18 protein-coding genes are annotated in these 21176 nt (G+C 42.2%); 10 read left to right on the top strand and 8 right to left on the bottom strand.

What is annotated here, in order from left to right; genetic code table 11:
• The first annotated feature begins 125 nt into the window (after positions 1 to 125).
• The 3 genes from ACFVS2_RS19745 to ACFVS2_RS19735 all read left to right on the top strand — a co-directional run bounded on the left by ACFVS2_RS19745 (position 126) and on the right by ACFVS2_RS19735 (position 4343).
• Positions 126 to 299 (top strand): hypothetical protein, encoded by a 174-nt coding sequence (locus tag ACFVS2_RS19745; RefSeq protein WP_173622640.1) that lies wholly within the window; start codon positions 126 to 128, stop codon positions 297 to 299.
• Positions 300 to 944: 645 nt separating this feature from the next.
• Positions 945 to 2141, top strand: coding sequence for a hypothetical protein (locus ACFVS2_RS19740; protein ID WP_390236799.1), 1197 nt, complete (start codon positions 945 to 947; stop codon positions 2139 to 2141).
• 6 nt (positions 2142 to 2147) lie between these two features.
• Positions 2148 to 4343 carry a tetratricopeptide repeat protein gene (locus ACFVS2_RS19735; RefSeq protein ID WP_390236797.1) on the top strand — a complete coding sequence of 732 codons (2196 nt, stop codon included), beginning with the start codon at positions 2148 to 2150 and terminating at the stop codon, positions 4341 to 4343.
• An 86-nt stretch (positions 4344 to 4429) separates the two neighbouring features.
• On the opposite strand, the gene ACFVS2_RS19730 is transcribed toward ACFVS2_RS19735, so the two are convergent.
• From ACFVS2_RS19730 to ACFVS2_RS19705, 6 genes are all read right to left on the bottom strand, one after another.
• Positions 4430 to 4927: a hypothetical protein gene (locus ACFVS2_RS19730; protein WP_390236795.1), complete on the bottom strand. Its 498-nt coding sequence runs from the start codon at positions 4925 to 4927 to the stop codon at positions 4430 to 4432.
• A 156-nt stretch (positions 4928 to 5083) separates the two neighbouring features.
• Positions 5084 to 6619: a thiol-activated cytolysin family protein gene (locus ACFVS2_RS19725; RefSeq protein WP_390236793.1), complete on the bottom strand. Its 1536-nt coding sequence runs from the start codon at positions 6617 to 6619 to the stop codon at positions 5084 to 5086.
• A 474-nt stretch (positions 6620 to 7093) separates the two neighbouring features.
• Entirely contained in the window at positions 7094 to 7399 is a 306-nt protein-coding gene (locus ACFVS2_RS19720; RefSeq protein ID WP_228088372.1) for a transporter, read from the bottom strand.
• Positions 7400 to 7582: 183 nt separating this feature from the next.
• The gene (locus ACFVS2_RS19715) at positions 7583 to 8026 is read right to left on the bottom strand and encodes a cell wall hydrolase (protein WP_106842073.1); all 444 of its coding nucleotides are present in this window, start codon (positions 8024 to 8026) and stop codon (positions 7583 to 7585) included.
• A 131-nt stretch (positions 8027 to 8157) separates the two neighbouring features.
• The gene (locus ACFVS2_RS19710) at positions 8158 to 8781 is read right to left on the bottom strand and encodes an acetate uptake transporter (RefSeq protein WP_390236791.1); all 624 of its coding nucleotides are present in this window, start codon (positions 8779 to 8781) and stop codon (positions 8158 to 8160) included.
• A 201-nt stretch (positions 8782 to 8982) separates the two neighbouring features.
• Positions 8983 to 10065: a hypothetical protein gene (locus ACFVS2_RS19705; protein ID WP_390236789.1), complete on the bottom strand. Its 1083-nt coding sequence runs from the start codon at positions 10063 to 10065 to the stop codon at positions 8983 to 8985.
• A 325-nt stretch (positions 10066 to 10390) separates the two neighbouring features.
• Here ACFVS2_RS19705 and ACFVS2_RS19700 point away from each other — a divergent pair, with 325 nt between their 5' ends.
• Both ACFVS2_RS19700 and ACFVS2_RS19695 read left to right on the top strand, forming a co-directional pair.
• The gene (locus ACFVS2_RS19700; protein ID WP_390236787.1) at positions 10391 to 11185 is read left to right on the top strand and encodes a glycosyltransferase family 8 protein; all 795 of its coding nucleotides are present in this window, start codon (positions 10391 to 10393) and stop codon (positions 11183 to 11185) included.
• 254 nt (positions 11186 to 11439) lie between these two features.
• Positions 11440 to 12657 carry a macrolide family glycosyltransferase gene (locus ACFVS2_RS19695; protein ID WP_390236785.1) on the top strand — a complete coding sequence of 406 codons (1218 nt, stop codon included), beginning with the start codon at positions 11440 to 11442 and terminating at the stop codon, positions 12655 to 12657.
• A 48-nt stretch (positions 12658 to 12705) separates the two neighbouring features.
• Here the strand turns inward: ACFVS2_RS19695 and ACFVS2_RS19690 are convergent, their stop codons facing one another.
• Positions 12706 to 14019 carry a hypothetical protein gene (locus ACFVS2_RS19690; protein ID WP_390236783.1) on the bottom strand — a complete coding sequence of 438 codons (1314 nt, stop codon included), beginning with the start codon at positions 14017 to 14019 and terminating at the stop codon, positions 12706 to 12708.
• A 185-nt stretch (positions 14020 to 14204) separates the two neighbouring features.
• Between ACFVS2_RS19690 and ACFVS2_RS19685 the strand changes: the two genes are divergently transcribed.
• The 3 genes from ACFVS2_RS19685 to ACFVS2_RS19675 all read left to right on the top strand — a co-directional run bounded on the left by ACFVS2_RS19685 (position 14205) and on the right by ACFVS2_RS19675 (position 16770).
• A complete protein-coding gene (locus ACFVS2_RS19685) occupies positions 14205 to 14639 on the top strand; it encodes a HEAT repeat domain-containing protein (protein ID WP_390236781.1) in 435 nt (144 codons plus the stop codon).
• A gap of 641 nt (positions 14640 to 15280) precedes the next feature.
• On the top strand, positions 15281 to 15430 hold the full coding sequence (locus tag ACFVS2_RS19680; protein WP_390236779.1) for a hypothetical protein: 150 nt from the start codon (positions 15281 to 15283) through the stop codon (positions 15428 to 15430).
• A gap of 89 nt (positions 15431 to 15519) precedes the next feature.
• Positions 15520 to 16770, top strand: coding sequence for a chloride channel protein (locus tag ACFVS2_RS19675; protein WP_390236777.1), 1251 nt, complete (start codon positions 15520 to 15522; stop codon positions 16768 to 16770).
• 553 nt (positions 16771 to 17323) lie between these two features.
• Here the strand turns inward: ACFVS2_RS19675 and ACFVS2_RS19670 are convergent.
• Positions 17324 to 18646, bottom strand: a complete 1323-nt coding sequence (locus tag ACFVS2_RS19670) for an esterase-like activity of phytase family protein (RefSeq protein ID WP_390236775.1) — start codon at positions 18644 to 18646, stop codon at positions 17324 to 17326.
• Between the two features lie 217 nt (positions 18647 to 18863).
• On the opposite strand from ACFVS2_RS19670, the gene trpB reads away from it, so the two are divergent.
• Positions 18864 to 20030, top strand: a complete 1167-nt coding sequence (gene trpB, locus ACFVS2_RS19665) for a tryptophan synthase subunit beta (protein ID WP_390236773.1) — start codon at positions 18864 to 18866, stop codon at positions 20028 to 20030.
• A gap of 194 nt (positions 20031 to 20224) precedes the next feature.
• Positions 20225 to 21163, top strand: coding sequence for a nucleoside hydrolase (locus ACFVS2_RS19660; protein ID WP_390236771.1), 939 nt, complete (start codon positions 20225 to 20227; stop codon positions 21161 to 21163).
• Positions 21164 to 21176 lie beyond the last annotated feature (13 nt).

Raw genomic sequence — 21176 nt, 5'->3', positions numbered from 1 at the left:
ACGGAAAAATTAAAGCAAGATGCATTGGTGTCTAGACCCTTCCTAAATGTGGAAGGGTTATTTCGTAATAAATTGGATTCATAATGGAAGCGATAAGACTCTTAAGATATAAAGGGTGGAGTAATGTGGGAGATTGGAAAAGCATTAAAATAAACGGAATCGCAAAAATAGAAAAATTGGTGGCAGATGAAAGCTACCATCGTAACACTGAAGGTGGGCAGTACTTAACACACAAGCAGTTTTCTGAGATAAGTATGCCCACAGTTAAGAATTTGAAAAAAGGATCTTTCAATGTTTAAGTAATATTGATACCAAAAAAAGAGATCTAATTATTGATGAAAACAAAATAGAATACTTCTCTAACCGTATTGAAGAGGGATTTGACTTATATTTTACTAACGAAATATTAAAAACTGTGTTGTTTTATATGGGGTGGGTGACGAATGAAATGATTTGTTTTTCTTAATCGGATATAACCCTCGTTTGCTCGGTGAGAAATTTTCTAGAGTCCTTTTTGCGACAAAATTTGCTTGAAAAATATAACCTAATTCCCCTACGCTCGCCTCGTAACAAAGGTTAAACATCCCCAGTTACCATAATTTTTAATCCTAATTTACCTACCCTAGTTTTCTTTTGTTTTTCCAAATATATTTTATTTTCAAAAAAATCAAAAGATTATTGACAGTCAGAAAATTACAAGCTATCATTACCAGTATATACCATACATTCGCGAATATGGTATAAATAACAATTTATCGGAGGCATTATTATGAAAAAAATTACTGTGCAAAAAACCGAGCCTGTAAAATTGACTTCAGTAGCTAACACAATGTACGACTGCACATGTGAGCAGGCATAAAGATTTGTCAGTAACATGGAAAAGTGGGGCATTTGCCCCTCTTTTTCAATTATGAAGATAGCATGACACATCCGGGAGGAAAGTCATGAACGAAAATCGCATGATCCAATTACACCCGTTAACATTTCTGGAGGATAAGCAAGGAGTCCTGATTGGGCGGTTTGGGACGGATACGTTTGCTGTTTTTCCTGAGGATGGAGCAGCACTTGTACGAAAACTGCAAGAGGGCATGGGGGTTGCCGAAGCGCATTCCTGGTATCAAGATACCTATCACGATGAAGTGGACATGGATGATTTTTTGCAGACATTACGTGACCTGACATTTATTTGTGATATTGAGGAAAAAGAAACGAAAGCGCAGAAAGTATCGGGGCAATGGTTGGGTAAGCTAGCTTTTTCTCCACTTGGTTGGCTGATTTATGGTGCCATCATAACCTGTGCCTTGTGGTTGTTATACCAATATCCACAGATTCGTCCGGGTCGATTAAGCATCTTATTTTCCGAATACGCCATGGTGGTTTTTCTTGGCATGACGATCGGTCAGATTCCAGGGATCTTGTTTCATGAATGGATGCACATGCTTGCCGGACGAAGACTGGGTATCCCGTCAGAACTAAGTATAGGCAGAAGAATGTACTTTTTGGTCTTCACTTCTTCCATGCCAGGTATTTGGGGATTCCCAAAACGAAAGCGTGTTCTTCCATTTTTAGTTGGAATGTTCGGTGATATTTTGTGGTATTCCTTATTAGTGATCGTTGCTGGTGCAATTTGGATAAATACAGGTGAGAAGACAATCATAGCTGCATATTGTATGGGACTAGCATTTACAACACTGTTGCGTTTCTTCTGGCAATTTTATTTTCATCTTCAAACAGATATCTATTATTTAATGATTACGATGTTGGGGTGTGTAAATCTCCAGGAGGCTACACGTTCCCATTTGAAAAATATATGGTATGGACTAATTGGAAAAAAGAACAAGATGGTCGATATGTCCAAGTATACGGAACGGGATCATCAGGTAGCGAGATGGTACAGTTTTTTTTACGCAACTGGCTGGATGATGATGACAGGAATGATGCTCTATATGATTCCGGTCGCTATTCAACTTTTAACGAATATTTTTCTCTCCATATTTACAGGAGAAGATATGAAATTCTGGGATTCCGTTGTTTTCTTGTCTATAACGGGAGTCCAGTATGGAATTGTATTTTATCTATACCTAAAAGAGCGTAGAAACAAAAGGGAAATTCGGAATTTATCAATGGAACAGAGGGGATGAGTCGAAATGAAACAATCGATTACACACCAATGGCTGATTGGATCTCGACGCAGCGACCGAGAAAAGAAGTACTTCGAAGAGCAATACTCCACATGTTATGTCAGCAATTGTCATTGCAATCTTAGAGGACCCTATACAGGTACTGGTGACCTTCTGCGCCAGATTATTCCAGAAGCTTATTCGAAATGGCCAGACCTAATTTTATCACACTGCATCGAGATCTTATCCATAGCACCAGAACTGAAAGCAGTCATTCCTGTTAGTGTAGAAACACTTACCTCTCTTGCTATTCCGAAAGAGAGAACACGCTATTATTCGAAATTGCGTACACTTCGCATGTCGAATGGTTTGATCGATCTTTTATTGGCATTAGCGAATCGGGAACGAATGGGAAAATTGACCCTGGTTTTTGAAAATGTGCAGGCCTGTGATCAACTTGATGCAGAATTTATAAGTACACTTCTGCGTCGTGCGAAGTCTGACCTGATTCAGGTGATCGTAAGTTCAAGTGAAATAGCGGAAAATGAAGCCCTGAAAAAGTCGTTACAAACGTATACGGAGCCTACTACTATTCTTTCTGACATCGAACAAGAAATGGGGATAGTAAATCTATCTGACGAACAGCGACTTGAGCTAACGAAACGATACATATTTTCTGACTGCACATCAGATTGTGAGCAGGAATTGCTGGCCTATGAAGCAACTCCTATTGAAATTCGTCAGAGCCTTCACGAAGAGCGGGCCGAATCTCTTATAAAAGAAGAGCAGTGGTCACTGCACTTAGGCGCCATTCCGTTTCATCTGGAGCGCGGTACTTCTGAGAAATCAGCAAGCGAAGCGTTGTTTAAAGCAGTTAGTTATAGCATTAACATGGGTTTTTACGATGCGACTATCGATATGAGCCTACGTGGCCGGAAACTGACGAATTGGAGCAGCGAATTTGATAATAGCCGGTATTTTACAATGAAAATGGCTACGTCTCTGGCTGCATTGGGTGAAACTGATGATATACCGACGCTTTTAGGAGAAGTGTACGCAAACACTGATGATTTTAGAGTTCATATGCAAATTTCATATGGATTTTCGATGTACTATACGAGGCATCACCGAGAACGAGAACACGAGAAGGCGAGAGAATGGATACAAAAAGCCATTGATTTGGCAGAATTGATTGAAGATGAAAAAGAACGTGCATTTCAACAAGTATTTAACCAAAATGGATTGGCTTTAGTAGAGTTACATATGGATAATCCTGAAGAAGCGCTTCGATTGGTTACGGAAGGATGGCAAAGGTTAAATCAGGCTCTTGCTCCTGATGAACATATGTTGCATCGCTCGGTGTTGCTTCATAATAAAGGGCTGATTTACGTAGCTTTAAAAAGGTTTGAAGAAGCAGCTGAAACATTTAGCCAAGTGATACAGATTGATTCCAATTATCCAGAATATTACTTTGATCGTGGAAACCTTTATAGCCGAATGGGGCGACTGGATGAAGCCATTGAAGATTATAACCAAGCGATAAAGCTTAGTCCTCCGTTTCCAGAGGTTTATTTCAATCGAGCTACTGCCTTCAATCGTCTTGGAGATGTGGAGAAAGCAATGGCGGACTATGACTACTTGCTTGATATAGACCCAGAAAATCTTGATGGATTACTTAACAGAGCTACATTATTGTATCAAGTGGAGAAATTCGAAATGGCCCGAAAAGATGCTGAATTCGGTTTAGAAATAGAGCCTGATCATGCGCGGCTCCTGTGTACACTAGGTTTAATTGAAATGTCGGATGGCAATAATGATCAAGCACTAAAAACGTTTACCGCTGCCCTAAACAAGGATAGGGAAATGATGGCCGCTTGGACAAATAGGGCTGTCCTGTACTATGAGATGGGGGAGTATGACAGGGCCATAGCTGATCTAACTGAAGCTATTGCACTAGAGAAAAATGCAACCGTCCTTTACAACCGTGCATGGGTCTATGAAGCACAGGAGGAGTGGCAATTATCCATTTCCGATTATACAGAGGCCTTAGCGTTTTCTGATGCAGACGAACAAGATATTTACTATCGGAGAGGTTTGTGTTTTATCAAAATGGGTGATAGGGAACTTGGCAGGGAAGATTGGAACAAGCATCTCATGTTTGGAGAATCACCGCATGTGAATGAAATGATGCAACTGTTACCCTCCCTGTTCGTTTCGAAATAATGAAATATTTTGTGGATAAGGGACTTCTTTTTAGGAGGAGTAGTGGGGGAAAAGGGCAGTAGCGCATATTGCCCCCCTCTCAAATTTTACTTCTTCTTGGCGGGTGACCATTTGAAGCCGCAATTCATACAGCCGTTTACGATTTCATTTCTACCGACAAAGCCAACAAGGATGCCGACAGGTATAGATAAACTGATTGAAATTTGACAAATTATCATAATAATAGCAAGAAGAATTTCAGTCAAATCATATGGTGATTTATTCATGAGTAATACCCATCCTATTAATGCCACTATTATAAGCAATAAGATAGGGAGCAACGCCATCCACCCAAGAGTTTTAAACAGGTTCACAAAGCTGTAGCCTTTCTTGTTGGCTACAATTTGCGGTGACTTACATTTGCGGCACAAAACAGTGTTAGGACTGTTCGTGCCGTTGTTTTGACTCCCAGCCGCTCCTTGGCTTGTTGCCCTATTTACCTGAGAGACAGCCGGCCTTGTTTGACCACCTACCGTCCTATTCGCTTGGTTGGTGGCTGACTTGTTGGGTTGATTAAGTGTTGTCCTAGAGGTACGTTGTTGCATTCTACGAACTCCTTTCTGACTGCAAATGCATGCAGGAATAAAGAACTATGACTAATTTCGACAAAGTTTTCCAAATCTCCTGTTTTTTAGCCGTATTTTGGAAAGAGAAACGGCTGAAGTCCTTGAAAAAAGGATTTCAGCCGTTTATTTTCCCAACTAATTAAATGTAATACCACCTGTTGGGTTTAATGTCGTTCCGCCAATTTCAACTTTAATTTCACTAGATAATGGAACATTGTATTCATCAATAACGGTTCTCCACCACTCCCAAGCAAGGCCGGTACATTCTTTCGCAAAAATCCTTATATTTTTTGCATTAGGTGGCAGAGGAATGACTGTATTGAAAGGAGCTGTTCTGTCTTGGTTGCTGCCTTCCCACGTTTTATGTGTTAGTATTTCTTCACCATTTTCATCATAGGAAACTTCATCCCAGGATACATCAAATTGAGCGACATACCAGCCATAGTGACCAAGCGATATTTTACCTTTCGAATATTCTGTAGCTGTAGTCTCAATATAATCTGTATTGTTATGAACGGCAGCAATTGCATTATCTTTTAAGAAAACACTTGTATAGGAGATTGGATAGGCTGGGTTCTTTAGGCTAAATTCCGCATTATCTTTAATGATATTACGGATTTCACTAAAGTCTTTTGTAACGACCTTGTTATGCTCTTGTGAATCTCCGCCTAATACTACAGCAGTAAAGGAACTGTCTTCATAGATATCCTTGTACTCGGCACTCGTTTCTACATTGGCAGTATTCTGAAGCAAGGCTTTAAATGCTGCTTTTACGTCTTTGCTCTTAGAGGTTGTTTCTAATTTCACATAAATGGTTCTACCATAAGCTACATTTGATACCATAACAGGTGGGGATTGATCATTTACCCCTTTGCGTTTTAAATCTTTAAAAGTAACACTATCATCAAAAAGATCTGATGGATCGTTAGGCAGTTCCGCACTTACCGTATAAAATATTTGTTTATATGCCGCCACCATCACTTTTTTCTCTCCACTAGAAATCGCATTAAAGTCAATTCCTAATGTAGAATCAAGATATTTAGCGTTAACATTCAGAGCACTTCCGATTTGAGATTTGCTATAAACCATTGATTCTGCATACTGCAATCGCGCAGGTAAAGTATGTGTTGCTGAATACTCATCGCTCCATTTAGATACAAGCTCATCTACTGCTCCAGACACATTACCGTATGTTGGATTATCCACAGTAATTGAATTTTCCTTTTTCAAACCTGGTAAATCAATACTAATAGTCAAAGGTTTTCTTGGTACCAGTAATACACTAGGTTTATTTTCTGTAAAAGCTTGATTGGCAAGTTGTAATGCTCCTGGGTAAGTGCGATTAGTCATAGAATCAATAATGGAAATATCGACTGGAGAAGTTGCAAGTGACTTCTTTTTACGTTCGATGACAATAAACTTACCTTTTGGATTGATTCCTTCTTTTGGAACAAAACTATCTATCTCATCACCACTTACTGCTAAAACTTCGTCATTATCATAGTCTAAGTCTGCTATACCGGTATTAATGTCATCGGCGTTGCTTGTTTCACTGACTAAACTAGAATCATCTGTTTCGGCAAAAGAGATAACTGGATAATTTACAGTAGCGAAAATAACAGATAGACTAGCGATTAATTTGAAAATTCTAGTATGATTTCGAATCTTCATAAGGTATCCTCCTTTGAGATGTAAGCATAACTTCAATCAGATATGCTCACAGTAAATATTTTCCGGAATACTAACTATATCGGTAGTTTCGGAAATAATCTTTAGATTTAACCAGAAAAAGTATATGGTGGGGCATATCTTACAGCTTGTTCATACGGTCTACTCCACACATGTGGACAGCGTTGCATGATTGGAAAATAAGGGTTTTTGATTAGATAGAAAGTGGATTGTTGACGAAAAAAGGAGTCGGCGAAAATGCCGACTCCTTACGTTTTCTTATCCCGTATCAAATTATGTACAAAGAAAAATAGCCGTTCGATTAGAACGGTAGATATCAATTACTGTACGCAGCTTAAATAGGCTGCACGTTAACGACAAAGATCGTGCAGCCCATGAAACCGCGCGACAAGTTGAATACATTCGGGGCCTGTGTTGCCAAATTCGAATCGTTGTAAAAGGGAAGGAAGCTGTGGCTTACAAGCATGTAAATGCAATAATTAACCGTAAATCAAATCCAGTTTGTCTCCAAGACCTACCCGTCCATCTAAAACCTGCAACTGACCTAGAACCTATAAAAACGGGGAAAAACCAGAATTGCTCTCCATTTACAAGCCAAAGATACGTAAAACGAAACAAACAACCTTCCATTGCTCTTGGATCAATTCTAAAGGGAGCGGGTTGTGGGGGGATGAACGATGGGGGAGGAGTTAACGGCTCTGGTACTTGCTGTGCTCCTGGCGGCTGACCCGGAGGTGGCCCTAGAGGTGGTCTAAATGCCATTAAAAATCTCTCCTTTTACAATGAATTCTCAACAGTGTATGTTCAATCGAAAAACAATGATTGGGCAGGCCACACCTATGGATGAGACTCGCGTATTACACTTAGCGAATCATGCATGATTACATTCCCGCGCGAGCTTATAAAAAAACTGCCCCTTCTTTTCGCTTGGGGCAGCCCATAAATTTAAAAAGTATTATATACATTTTCACATTCTTTCGCGGTCGGCTCATAAAAACAATGAAGCTTGTATCGTCCTACGTGCGGCTGATTATACCAGGTCGGCGGACAAGGCAGGGGATTTTGCGCCGTTCCCGGACGAAAATACCAAAGGGAGAATTTGCCCGGCCAATGCCGCTCCCCATTCACAGCCCGTCGTGCCAGACGGCGTTCTTTCTCTCTAGACCTTTGGTAGTACATACCATGTTGCAGAGCTTCAAACGCATGCGGCTGGTTGATCATTTGGGGAATGGTCCGTATTCCTTTAAAATCGGAGCAATTCGCTCTTATTCGGTTAATGCCAACGTTTCCAACAAGGAGCATGCCCATTTCGCCTTCACCCACAGCTTCGGCTCGAAGCAACCTTGCCAACATGTCAATATCACTACTCCTGGCTTTTACGACTGCCATCGGCTCACCTCTTTAGATTGTTCTAGGCACATCATATTGTAGACGGAACGGATATGTTACGCTTCAAGCTTGTTTTCAACCAATAGAAAAAGCCGCCCCCACGCAGATCAGCGAAAAGAGCGGCTACCAAACTAAGAACGTTCCTTAAAAATCCCAAACGGACGACCGACAGGAAGGAATACTTTGCCGAAGTGATTATTTAGCACCGCTGCCCCTGCACCGTAGAAGGAGAGAAGAGCGATACCCATCTCAGCATAAGCAGCAATTGGTTTGAATACGCCAGAAGCAATCCCGAAAGCATCAAAAGTCAGACCCACGAACAGGACGTCGATCAGTACGAAGATAAAGAACAATACTTTATGAGTCTCCATCGATCCAATCGTCATCAAAATGGAGAAGATGAGATATCCCGCGAAGGCAAAGCCGAGTTGTGCGCCGTCAGCATTTGTAGCGAGTGTCTCACCGAATACGCCGAGCTTGACAAGCCAGCTACTTGCGGTCGCGAACCAGAAGAACGCATATGCTCCAAAAGCGGTCGTCCCGAATGTGTTGTTGTGCTTCGCATCGAGGATAGATGCGTAGAGTTGGGCAAATGCACCGAGGAAGATTGCCCAAGGGATCACGAGTCCAAGACCCTCTGTCAGTCCAAGCTTTTGCGAAGAAGCTACGAACGTAACGATAGCCAGTCCGAACAAACCGATCGCGCTAGGATCGGCTGTGACGATTTTGACGTTAGTATGTTGTTGATTGTTCATGATAGTAGTAATAGCCTCCAATGAGATCAGGATATACCTGTAAAAGAATTTGACATTCTGCCGATAGCAGAACAGCACTGATATATTCTAATCGAAAATATACTCGACGCATAGATGGAGAATGAGCAAAAGTAAGAGGACTGTCTTAAGTAGAAATTGATCTTCTACCTAAGACAGTCCTCCTTGATTGCTTCAAAGTCATCAGTCCTTATTTCCAAATGAGCCATACGGCGTCAAGCGCAGGAGATCTTCCTGTCTTTTTGGCAATATCGATAACGGGATCCGGTATGCCATTTCGATAATTTTGCTTGCGACCTCAGCGCCGTTGGTAGGGATAAGACGAAAGCTTTTTTGAATAACCTCTTTATTTGCTAAAGCATGCTCAATCTTTGGTACAATCTCTTCTGGTTCCTGGATCGATACCGTATCACTGTTAGCTATTTCTCGCAGCATATCTATTTTTTGCTCGCGTTCCGCATCATCCGGCGGAAGGAAAAGCAAGGGGGTTCCTGTTGAGATGCAATCTCCTAAAATGCCCATGCCCGGTTTGCTAATGACCAGACTGGCCGCCTGTACAAGATTTTTGCCATTCGGGATGAGAGGGGCTTTGATGATCCTTTCATTGAATGGGTAATCTTCATCTGCCAATTGCCCAGCTACAACAAATCGATAACGGTCGGCAAGCGAGTTTATTTGATCATACCACTTCACGATCTGTTCATAACGGTTAGCGAGTCCTCCCCCCATGTGAACCAGAATAAACGACTCGTTCTGCTGAAGCCCTAATATGCGTCGCACCTCTTCCGGGGACTGGCTGATTTCCCTGGTGATTAAAGGAATAGGGATATAGATGCAGTTCATTTGCTGATGGGTCTCCTTAGGCGGAATTAGATTCATGTGCAGAAAGATATCGGATTGATTAGCGATTTCTACAATGCGATTTTTATATTCCTGCATCGGAGCTGAATCATTATTATCGATGATAAAGTCACTGTGATAGAGGGTCACGACCTTTGTGTTTCCACCGACTTTCCCCTCACTGCGAAATCGAGGCACATCGGAGCGCCAATCATTTATTAATAGTGTGGTTTGCTGACCATCCTCGAATTTTTTGGATTTAAAGGCTTTCAATTGGACGTCATTGTGCAGGTTTTTCGATAAATAGTCATGTGTTTCCCGAAAGGCAAACACGTGAATGGGAAGATGGTGTTGCTGCAATTTTTCCGTTATGCTAATGCATCTACCGAGATGGCCCATACCTCTGCCAACCACAAAGGAGATCATATTTCATCACCCTTTTAAATAGGTACTTTCTTGTTCCCTGTCTGGAGCTTGGACAAATTACCCCCATAGCGCTACTTGTGTGTTAAGGTCATTGCCGAATTCGAGTCGTTCTCTCAGCTTATATATTTTATGGGGATGGATGGAACATGCTCTAGTCGTATAACGGTTTTCTTACCGATCACAGAAAAAAGCGGCATCAGCGGAAGTCTGCAACTGTGAATTGTGCTCCCATCTAGAAATAATTAGGTATTTTCATCACACAAACCAACGCTGTCCATGAATAGTGTGTATATATAGCTCAATAAGGATATGGGGTGGGAGAATAGTGGGCACGATTCATATTGTAACAGCCGTTAATGATGGTTTTGCTATACATCTCGCAGTCATGTTATATTCCCTTTTTGAAAATAAGGTTTCTAAAAACCCAGTCATCGTTCACGTTATTGACAGTCAAGTCTCTGGGGAAAATAAATCCATCTTAACGAAAACTGTGAAACGATTCCATGCTCAAATCAAATATGTAACGATTGATCCGACCCTATATGATGGATTCCTCGTCCGTGATCATCTTACGCAGGAAACCTATCATCGAATTTCGATTCCAGACCTCTTGGACAAAGAGGTTGAAAAAGTGATTTATTTGGACAGTGATATCGTTATGAAAGAAGACATCACTCCATTATGGAACACCAATATTGATCATTACTTACTTGCAGCTGTGAAGGATTCTTGGCAAGGGGTAAACAAATTAAGACATGTCGACCTGTCTATTCCGGATGACTGTGATTACTTTAATGCGGGAGTATTAGTCATGAATTTGAAAAAATGGAGAGAGCATAACATCACGAATAAGATTTTGGATTACATGAAAAAGAACCAGAGTCTTATTCGTTATCCCAGTCAAGATCCGATGAATGCGATTCTTCATGATAATTGGCTTCAACTCGATACTAAGTGGAATTATCAGTCCAAGCATCTTTATAAAAGCAACCTGCGAATAGATCCGGCCATTATTCACTACACAGGGGAAGATAGTAAACCGTGGTTGAGTAAAAAGCATCCGCTTCGAGAGGAATATTTTAAATATCTCAAAAAAGTACAGAAGTTGAACTCCTTGTAGGCATCCGGCCTTCGGGGCTTCCAAATTAAATAAAACGGATGGAAATCCCTTCACATGGAGAAATGATGGCTGGAGGGATTTTTGTGTTTTTGAAACCCTTGGAATATAAGGGTTTACCCACAATGCTAAACATCTTTATATAAAATATTGAACAAATTATGAAATATTTGGATTTTAACTATTTTTACCAACCAACTAGCCTATAATGAAATGGAAACATTTTCTAATTGGATATTCTTTTGGAGGTGGAGGTAGTGGCACGCGTACTGTATGTTACGATTCCAGCAGATGGTCACGTCAATCCTACATTGGGATTAGTGAAGCAGCTAGTCGACAACGGAGAAGAAGTCGTCTATATGTGCTCAGAAGAATATCGGGATAGGCTTGCCCAGACTGGGGCGCAATTCCGCGCGTATCAATTGGATGAACAAGTATCTCGTGATTTAGGTTTTAACCCAACAGAATTCAAACACCCGCTTCATTTCACTGATTTTATGCTGCGAGGCATTATTGAACCCCGCATTCCCGAGATTCTCACGCAGATAGAAAACGAATCATTTGATTACCTGATTTTTGACTCCTTGTTTGGTTGGGGAGGGGCGATTTTAGGGGAGAAGTTAGGAATCCCGACGATCTGCTCCGTAACCAACCTGGCATTTGCTGAACCGCTCAGCCATATTGTTGAAGTGTTTGATGCAAGCGATACTGTAGATGTGGATGCACTTTATGAACGAGTGACGCAGACTGCACAGAGCATCGCTCGTGTATGCAACGTAGCCGTGCCTGCCATTGAAGATATTACCCGCCAGTATGGGGACATGAAGATTGTCTTTACCAGCCGTGAATTCCAACCAGATGCTGACAAACTGGACGATAGCTACATTTTTACAGGACCGTCGATTACTTCGCGCCCTGATTCTCCTTCGTTTCCGTTTAAAAAGCTTCGTACTCTATACGATAAGGTCGTATACATTTCCATGGGCAGTATTTTGACCAAGGATGTGGAATTGTACAAACTGTGCTTTGCAGCCTTTCAAGATATTCCGGCTCAATTCGTACTATCTTGCGGAAAAGATACGGAGCTGGAGTCGCTCGGAGACCATATTCCACCCAACTTCATCGTTGAGCCGTACGTTCCGCAACTGGAAGTGCTCCAGCAAGCCGATGCTTTTATTACGCATGCTGGCATGAACAGTACGAGTGAGGCTCTCTATTTTCATGTGCCACTCGTCATGATTCCATTAAGCTCCGATCAACCGATTGTGGCGAAGCGGGTGGAGGAGCTAGGAGCGGGTATTATGTTAGATAGAGGCCTGCTTACACCGACAGCTTTGAAGGATGCTTTGTTGCAAGTGTTGAACGAATCCACCTATAAAGAGCGTGCGATACAGGTAGGGGACTCCTTGCGTAACGCTGGCGGATACCAAGAAGCTGCAAGACGTATCATGTCTTTGTATTCCGTGCCGAAATAAAAATGAAAAGCTTCTTGCCTCATCATGAGCGGCAAGAAGCTTTTTTGACTATAATTTCTTCCAAATGTTGAAGTTGAGCCATTCCTCTTGAAACACGTCCTGCCCTTTCAGGTTGAGCAACGGACCAAACCACAGCTTGAAATCCTTGTTCTTCTCAAAATGCTCCGCTGGAACCAAAATGACCAGCATGCTCTCCACACTTTCACCTGCTTTTAACTCGTCCTTGACTGTGGGGGTCAATCCGTTCGCGGCTTTTACAGTAGCTTTGGAATCGGGCAAATCAAGCGTCGCTTGCAAGCTGCTGACTTTAACCGTTTGCGCCGAGGTATTATCGACTCGGTACTTGGCTGTCAGGGCGACAATTCCTTTATCGCTGAACCCTTGAAAAGACTTAACGTAAGCAGGCTCAATCGTCAGCTTTGCCCATTGATACCCTTGCAGTGTAATTTTGATGTTGTCATACTGATCGCTCTTGTTTGGCTTAAAGGTAAAGAGTACTTGTTTTTTTGCGATTTTTTTGGTGGTGAGAAAATCAGTATAAGGCGGTTCAGGAGGCAGAGGTTTAGCGGCGTTACCATCCGCGAGCAAAAAGTCGCGTCCGCCGATACGCAGCATCTTGGGACTTGGCTGTTCAGGTAGGAAAAATAGGAGCTTTTTTGTTTTGCCATCCTTATAAGTTAGAGAGAGAGTATAGTTTACGATCTGATAGGTTCCGGATGCTTTGGACTCCGATCCGACGCTAGTAGAAGCACCAGAATTATCTCCTGTACTGGAACCATCTGTGGTGACGCCCACGAAGCTACTGTCCACAAAGGTACCGTCTTTATTGAATACATAGGTGATCGAGCTTGCATAGCCAGTACCAAGAACGTTGGAGGAATAGCTGAAGGACTCGTACTTGCCCTGAAGCTTTAGCCCAGTGGAGGGTGTATACTTTATAAATTTTCCACCGTTGATCTCCAGCTCGGTTGCTGATTTGATTTTGAACGTATACGATTTTCCGTTACTGAGCGTGAGTTTGTTTCCTTTGATTTGATACGTTAGACATTTATCTTTACTGCAATTGAGTGCATCAATTCCGCCATCTGGGAATGTTGTTGCCACCTGCTTATCGTTGATGAAGTAAAAATACTCCCAGCACAACGAGGAGCATCCTCTTGCTCCGCCCACATCCATTTCCCATTTTGCATAAAAGCCTTTGGGGGCAATTTTGGCTGCGGCTACAACATTTGTGTTTGTGGATGCTTCAGTTCCCTTGCCCTGTGCCCCTTCTAGGGATGGCACAAAGAGCAACAGTATGGCAGAGAGCATCATTACGCTGATCACCCAAAGGAATATTTTCTTCTTCCTGACTGCTAACAATAGGCAACCCTCCATTTTCCTCTCGATGGATAGAAGACAGGTGAACTGGCGAAATTCCGTTCATTTTATTCATGGGATAACGGGAACAGACCTAGTTTCGAGGAATTTATATGTGATCAGGTGGTGTTATTCGTGTGACGTAGTGTCATAATAGAAGGATGATAGTCAGAAGGAGATAGATTCGATTGAATAATACTGAAATCAAAAACGAGTTTCCCCAAAACTTTGAGGAATTAAAGAAAGCTGCTAATCGAACATCGAATTGGAGAGAACGCTTAGAGGCTGTTGAAGAATTAGGGCAGTGGAAGCATGAGCAAACGATTCAATTACTGAAGCGTATCGTGGAAAATGATACGGTGTACAAAGTGCAAGAGACTGCTTTTCATAAACTGAAAGCCTTTGGGGAAGGGGTTCGATTACCTGCTCAGAAAAAAGGCGACTTGATCAAAGGAGCAACGAAAGCCTTGGTAAGAATTAAGAAAAGCTTGCCAAAAGGCCATACGATTGAGGAGTTCAAAGAGAAACTGCAAAAAATGAGAAGCGATATCTATGATACGTATGAGGGAGAAAAAGGTGCTGATTTTGAGCAGTGGCTGGAAAGCACTTGGGTCTCGTTATAGAAGAAGCAATAGAAGTAACATAGGGTTGAAATGGGCTGTTCCACTGTAGTGGGACAGCCTTTTTACGAGGTTAGCGGGCGTACAGAACAGCTTCAAGGTTAGATGTAACCCATAAATGTATGTCGCATAGATTATTTTCATAAAAAGGTACTGGAGTGTTCTCCTATGATAACGAGTATCCCGCAAAATTGTATGAATACGTGGGCAATAGCAACGACAACGTACGGAGTGAAACATAGTATCAAAATTACCGATGCGACACATTTAGGACAAAAAAAATTGTACGTATATATTAAAGCGAGTGAAATAAGATCTACCGAGTATGCGAAAACCGGTGAAACTCGGTTAACTACTTGCGGACCACAACTTTTTCCAACGCAATGTACCAATAGAGAGGTTTCTGTGACGTTTAAAAATGGTGGGGCCATCTGGTTTTGGCCAACAAGCATTTGACTATGTAGAATGTCCAAAACCATTAACCGGTACATGGAAAACAGATTTTGGCACACTGACCTTATCTCAGTCAGGGTACCTTGTTACAGGGACCTATACTTATCACAACGGCACACTCAAGGGCGTTCTTAGCCATAACACATTGATTGGAAGATGGAATGATTCTTCCGTGGAAGGAAAGTTTATATTTGAGTTTTCCCTTGATAGAAATTCATTTCAAGGAAGATACGGTAGAGGTGAAAGCGAACCAAGCAATAGCAATCCATGGAATGGTACTCGTATTAGTTAGTACAAATGCAGAGAATGTTGCCCTGTTGATGCGCATGACATCAGAATAGTAAGGAATAATAACAAGGATCAACCCTACGCATGTGGCAAGAGAAGTAGCCAGAGCTGAACACAGATCGAAATGGGGCAATAGAAGAAAATGAAATTAGTAGGATATAGTAACTTGATTCTTTATAGCCTTGCTGTGGGAGGCGTTACAGGGTTTCTAACATGGAGTTTTTTAGCGATTGTTTCGTTAACGACTCACTTTTTATGGATTGATTTACCCAATGTGATTGCTGCTGAAAATTGGACCTTAATCGTGTGTATGGTTGGCGGTGTTTTGGTAGGCATATGTCAAAAGTACTTTGGTAATTACCCACGTAAAATGGATGATGTCGTGGCAGAATTCAAGGAAACGAAAAGAATTGACTATCATTCAGGATATAAGAGCGCTATAACGGCAATTTGTGTTCTGTCCTTTGGTGCTAGTCTTGGTCCCGAGGCGGCTTTGGTTGGCATTGTGGGAGGGCTTGCCACATGGGCAGGAGATGTCATTAAATCCCTCGTCAAGAAAAAAACAGTCTTTAATGAACATGGCGATATTATGATTGAGTATAGTGTAGAGGCTACCATTGGCATGATCTTTAGGACACCGCTATATGGAGCGTCTACATTCTTTGAAGATAGAGAAGATTCCAGACGTATTAAGCTCATAAAGACACTGGTTTATTCAGTAACAACTGTTGCAGGGTTTTTCGTATTTATTCTTTTATCCAAAATCGATGACAGACAATTTTCGTTAGCGGATTTTGGTTCAGCAGAATTAGGCGGACATGAAATCATAGCTATCATTCCATTGATCCTTTTAGGAGTCTTGCTCGGAAAGGTATATGAGTTTTTTGGATATATTCTCCCTACGATACTTCAACCACTTGAAAAATATAAGATAATAAAAGCTGTTATCGGTGGGGGAGTACTCGGGGGAATCGGAACTGTTCTTCCGATTACTTTATTTTCGGGGGAGCATCAGCTGACAGATTTAGTTGCAGAGTGGACCGATATGTCCATTTATTTGTTAGTGGCAATCGGAATTGTTAAGCTGTTCTTAACAGAGGTTTGTTTAGCCACTGGCTGGCGTGGGGGGCATATCTTTCCTGTTATTTTTGCAGGAGTAAGTATCGGATACGCCATGTCATTGCTATTTCCAATCGATCCAGTAACATCGGTCGCTATCGTCACGACTTCCCTCACAAGTGCAGTACTCCAAAAGCCACTAGCCGTATTATTGATTTTAATCATGATCTTCCAGGTCAAGCTTTTTCTACCGATGATACTGGCAGCCTATTTGCCCATGTATTTACGAAAGATGATACGAAGATTGCTTCCAGTCACAAAAACAGATCCATAAAGTTTTGGATCTGTTTTTTATATTTATTGATTTAACTCAGGAACAACAGGTGTTTCAGCTGGTGTTTCAGCTAACATAATGGTCCTTGCCAGTGCGTTCGTCTCTAGCTGTAAGTCTACTTGGAGTCCTTCTAACTCTTCGCGTAATGTTCTGATTTGAGTGATGAGACTATTGAGGGCGAACGTGATGGCGATGAGATCATCTTCTTTTTCGCTTTGCGCTTTATTTGGATCAGTCAGTACATTGATTAGCGCAGCAAAACCGAATGTAGCTTGCGTTTCTAAATTGATAATCGCTCTTTGAGTGGCCCGAATGCTTGTTGCTGTAGCAAAAATGTCTACAAAAGGCTACTTTGAAAGTCAGTCAGTATGCAAATTTTCCTCCCTTCATGTCAGCAGCTGTCTAATGACGGCTAGTGTTTGTCGTAATTGATCGTTAATATCCTCGAAATCATAAGTATCAAGCTAGGTAGTCCAATTTTTGAGAGTCCTAGATTTGCGCCAAAAAGAAGCCCTGCCACTTTTTGAAAGTGCAGGACTTCTTCTTTTGCTTCTTATTTCAAATCCTTACCGACTTTAATCACATACATCTGCGTCGGATTGCTATTGATTTTAATCTTACCCTTCTCGTCATAGCCATCTACACCGAAATCATTATCATTCACAATGGCAATCGTGTTTTTATCCACAATCGCTAATCCTTCTAGCTTTTCATGCGGATAATTCAATTTGGCTACATCCACCAGCAATTCCTTGGAAACAGGCACAATTCCCTTCTCTTTCACTTGGGCAACGGTGAGTTTTTCGAAGTCCTGCTCACTTGTTGACGTACCGAGCAAATTGGTTGCTTTCGAAAAATCTGCTTTGTAAATACGCTTAAGCTGTGCGTTTGCACCGGCATTTTTGTCTCGCTCGTCAATGAGTAAAACATCCTGACTGAGTGCAGCCAAGTCGCTGATAACGACGTCTTTCTGTTTCACTTTCACGAAATCTTTCGCGTTCTCTGCGATGTACATGTACTCGCCTACGACTTTTTTGGTGGCGAGATCCATTTTTAAAATGCGCAAATTACGGGAAGCTTCGCCTGTCTTTTTATCAGGGAGTGCCATCGGACTTTGAATCGAAGTATACAAGAACTTACCATCTGGCGAGATCGTGACACCTTCGAAGCCACGGTTTGCAATGCGTTTGGAATAGACGGCTGGCAGCGTATCAAAAATCTCCATCTTTGCACCTGCGGCAACCAGGGCTTCTTTGGCGCCCTTTGGTACATAGCGGCCCAGGATTGTGCCGTCACGCTTTACTTGAATGATGGATGGACGGTATTCGTCGGATAACCAAAAAGTATCGTCGGTCGGATTGTAAGCGATACCTTCCAAATCCAAACCATCTGGATCGTAACTAATCTTCTTTGTTCCCGTTACATCGTAGGGAACTTCATCAGGGCCAGCGAGGTTCGGCAATCCACTAATATAGTTCGTTTTCGTAAAAGCGTTGATCTTGCCCTGTGGCAAATGCAGCTTGATGGTTTCCAAAACGTGAATGTTTCCATTCTCCACTTTTATTTTGTACAAGCGTGGTGTGTAGTTTTGGTCAGGGAAGGTACGCAGCTCGTCCTTGCCATATTGCCCATTTGGTCCACGGTCAGCCAATGTATAAAAAATAGAAGGAGGATCGTTAGGGAGATGCACCAGACCGGAGAAGCCGCCTTCTTTAATACCTTCAGTGAGCGCAGGAGGATTTTTCCATTCGTGAATTTCGGCTACAACGGGTGCTCCCGTTACATTTTGAGTGGCACCTGCTCCTTGTGTTCCGATCAAGGATAGAGCCGCAATTGTTGCGATCAGCAAGCTTTTCTTTTGAAAGTGAATCTTCATGATATCCCTCCGAATAAAAAGACGACGTAATGAACCGCTTTTGTTAGACTACCCGATCTATATTGGGAAAATATGAAGCTGAAATGTTGGTTTTGTAAAAAATGACAACAAACTAATAAATTCTGAATAATCGTAAAACTAAATTGACACACGCTCTTTTGATCTTATAAAATGCAAGGAAGGATTGAGGACTAGCTATAGCTGAGGAGAGATGAGCATGTCAATGACAGAACAGACAAAAAAGGGATATTTCGGTGAGTTCGGAGGAAGCTTTGTACCTCCACAATTACAGGAAGTATTGGATTATTTGGCCGAACAATTTGAAAGATATAAAGATGATGAGGAATTTATCGAAGAGTACAAGTATTATCTGAAAGAATATATAGGTCGGGAAAATCCGTTGACGTTTGCTCGTCATTTAACTGCAAAACTCGGCGGTGCCAAAATTTATCTAAAGCGAGAAGATTTAAACCATACTGGTGCCCATAAGATCAATAATGTCATCGGTCAAATCCTTCTGGCAAAGCGAATGGGTGCACAGCGTATTATTGCTGAGACGGGTGCAGGACAGCATGGAGTTGCTACTGCGACGGTTTGCGCGATGTTTGACATGGAATGCGTGATCTATATGGGCGCGGAGGATACGAAAAGACAAGCATTAAATGTATTTCGCATGGAGCTTTTAGGGGCAAAAGTGGTAGCGGTGTCCAAAGGGCAAGGAAGGCTGAAGGATGCGGTTGATGAAGCGCTGAATGATTTGGTTCAAAACTACCAGAACACGTTCTATCTATTAGGATCTGCGGTTGGTCCGCATCCGTTCCCTACGATGGTAAAGTATTTTCAATCGATTATCAGTGAAGAATCCAAGCGACAAATCTTAGAAAAAGAAGGTCGCTTGCCAGATGCGGTCATCGCTGCAGTTGGTGGGGGCAGTAACGCGATTGGAGCTTTTGCCCATTATATAGAGGAGCCATCCGTACGTCTGATTGGTGTTGAGCCTGATCAGGCACCTACCTTGACCAAAGGGGTTCCAGCCGTCATTCATGGTTTTAAATGCCTCGTATTGCTGGACGAAAATGGAGAACCTCAAAAAACGTATTCGATTGCTGCCGGGTTGGACTATCCTGGAATTGGCCCAGAGCATAGCCAGCTAAAAGTCAGTGGACGAGCGGAATATTACACGGTGACGAATGACGAAGTGTTGGCGGCTTTTCAAGAACTATCGAGAACAGAAGGGATCATTCCCGCCTTGGAAAGCGCACATGCCATTGCGTATGCCTTGCAGGTGGCTCCCACTCTTTCACCGGAACAGATCCTGATTGTTAATCTTTCAGGACGAGGTGACAAAGACGTAGAGCAAGTTTTCCATCTGTTAAACAAATAAAGTGATAGAGAGGCTATCGCCAAAGTAGATTTTCTACTGGAGGATAGTCTCTCTTTTTTGTCCTTCAGCTGTGTTGTTCATAATGGTTATATATTTTTTAGTGAAACTTTAGTATTATTTTTTGAAGGGTTCCAAATAATAGTGGTTTACTTGTACTTCTTACAAGTTCATGTATGAGATTGGAGATAATAATGATGAAGAAAAACATTTACTTTAACCATGATGGCGGCGTTGATGATTTAATTTCTTTATTCTTGCTGCTCCAAATGGACAATGTGAATCTGACGGGGGTATCCGTCATTCCAGCCGATTGCTACTTGGAACCAGCGATGTTTGCCAGCCGGAAAATCATTGATCGTTTCGGTAAAGGCGGTTTGGATGTAGCAGAGTCCAATTCCCGCGGGAAAAACCCTTTTCCAAAGGACTGGCGCATGCATGCATTTTATGTAGATGCACTGCCCTTGCTCAATGAATCAGGAGAAGTGATTACGCCAGTAGCGGACAAGCCTGCGCATCTTCACATTATTGAAACGCTGCGTGCAACAGAAGGAAAAACGACCTTGCTGTTTACGGGTCCTTTGACTGACCTTGCGCGTGCATTGGATATCGATCCAACTATCGAAGAAAAAGTAGAGCGCCTGGTGTGGATGGGCGGAACATTCCGTGAAGAAGGAAACGTGCATGAGCCTGAGCACGATGGAACAGCAGAGTGGAACGTATTCTGGGACCCGGAAGCAGCTGCTCGCGTATGGGAAAGCGGAATGGAGATTGATTTGGTCGCACTGGAGAGCACGAACCAAGTCCCACTGACACTGGATGTTCGTGAGCGCTGGGCAAAAGAGCGCAAGCATATCGGTGTAGATTTCTTGGGTCAATGCTATGCAATGGTGCCGCCACTCGTACACTTCTCGACCAACTCGACTTACTACCTGTGGGATGTATTAACCACAGCATTTGTTGGCAATAGTGATCTTGTAAAGGTGCAAACGGTTAACAGCATCGTCATTACAGAAGGGGCAAGCCAAGGCCGAACTGTTGAGACGGCTGACGGACGCCCTGTACAAGTGGTTTATGATGTAGATCGTGATGCATTCTTTGATTACATGACAGAATTAGCGAAAAAAGCGATCTAGAACAAAGCAAGTC

The sequence above is a fragment of the Brevibacillus sp. NPDC058079 genome (assembly GCF_042885155.1).
In the GTDB taxonomy this organism is placed as follows: Bacteria; Bacillota; Bacilli; order Brevibacillales; family Brevibacillaceae; genus Brevibacillus.
Note: the sequence above shows the minus strand (reverse complement) of the source record. Positions and strands in the feature narration are given on the sequence as shown.

Coding starts and splice junctions, on each gene's coding strand:
- ACFVS2_RS19720 (WP_228088372.1), bottom strand. CDS start 7,399: ATGGCATTTAGACCACCTCTAGGGCCACCTCCGGGTCAGCCGCCAGGA.
- ACFVS2_RS19715 (WP_106842073.1), bottom strand. CDS start 8,026: ATGGCAGTCGTAAAAGCCAGGAGTAGTGATATTGACATGTTGGCAAGG.
- ACFVS2_RS19705 (WP_390236789.1), bottom strand. CDS start 10,065: ATGATCTCCTTTGTGGTTGGCAGAGGTATGGGCCATCTCGGTAGATGC.
- ACFVS2_RS19710 (WP_390236791.1), bottom strand. CDS start 8,781: ATGAACAATCAACAACATACTAACGTCAAAATCGTCACAGCCGATCCT.
- ACFVS2_RS19670 (WP_390236775.1), bottom strand. CDS start 18,646: ATGAAGATTCACTTTCAAAAGAAAAGCTTGCTGATCGCAACAATTGCG.
- ACFVS2_RS19730 (WP_390236795.1), bottom strand. CDS start 4,927: ATGCAACAACGTACCTCTAGGACAACACTTAATCAACCCAACAAGTCA.
- ACFVS2_RS19660 (WP_390236771.1), top strand. CDS start 20,225: ATGAAGAAAAACATTTACTTTAACCATGATGGCGGCGTTGATGATTTA.
- ACFVS2_RS19735 (WP_390236797.1), top strand. CDS start 2,148: ATGAAACAATCGATTACACACCAATGGCTGATTGGATCTCGACGCAGC.
- ACFVS2_RS19675 (WP_390236777.1), top strand. CDS start 15,520: ATGAAATTAGTAGGATATAGTAACTTGATTCTTTATAGCCTTGCTGTG.
- ACFVS2_RS19740 (WP_390236799.1), top strand. CDS start 945: ATGAACGAAAATCGCATGATCCAATTACACCCGTTAACATTTCTGGAG.
- trpB (WP_390236773.1), top strand. CDS start 18,864: ATGTCAATGACAGAACAGACAAAAAAGGGATATTTCGGTGAGTTCGGA.
- ACFVS2_RS19725 (WP_390236793.1), bottom strand. CDS start 6,619: ATGAAGATTCGAAATCATACTAGAATTTTCAAATTAATCGCTAGTCTA.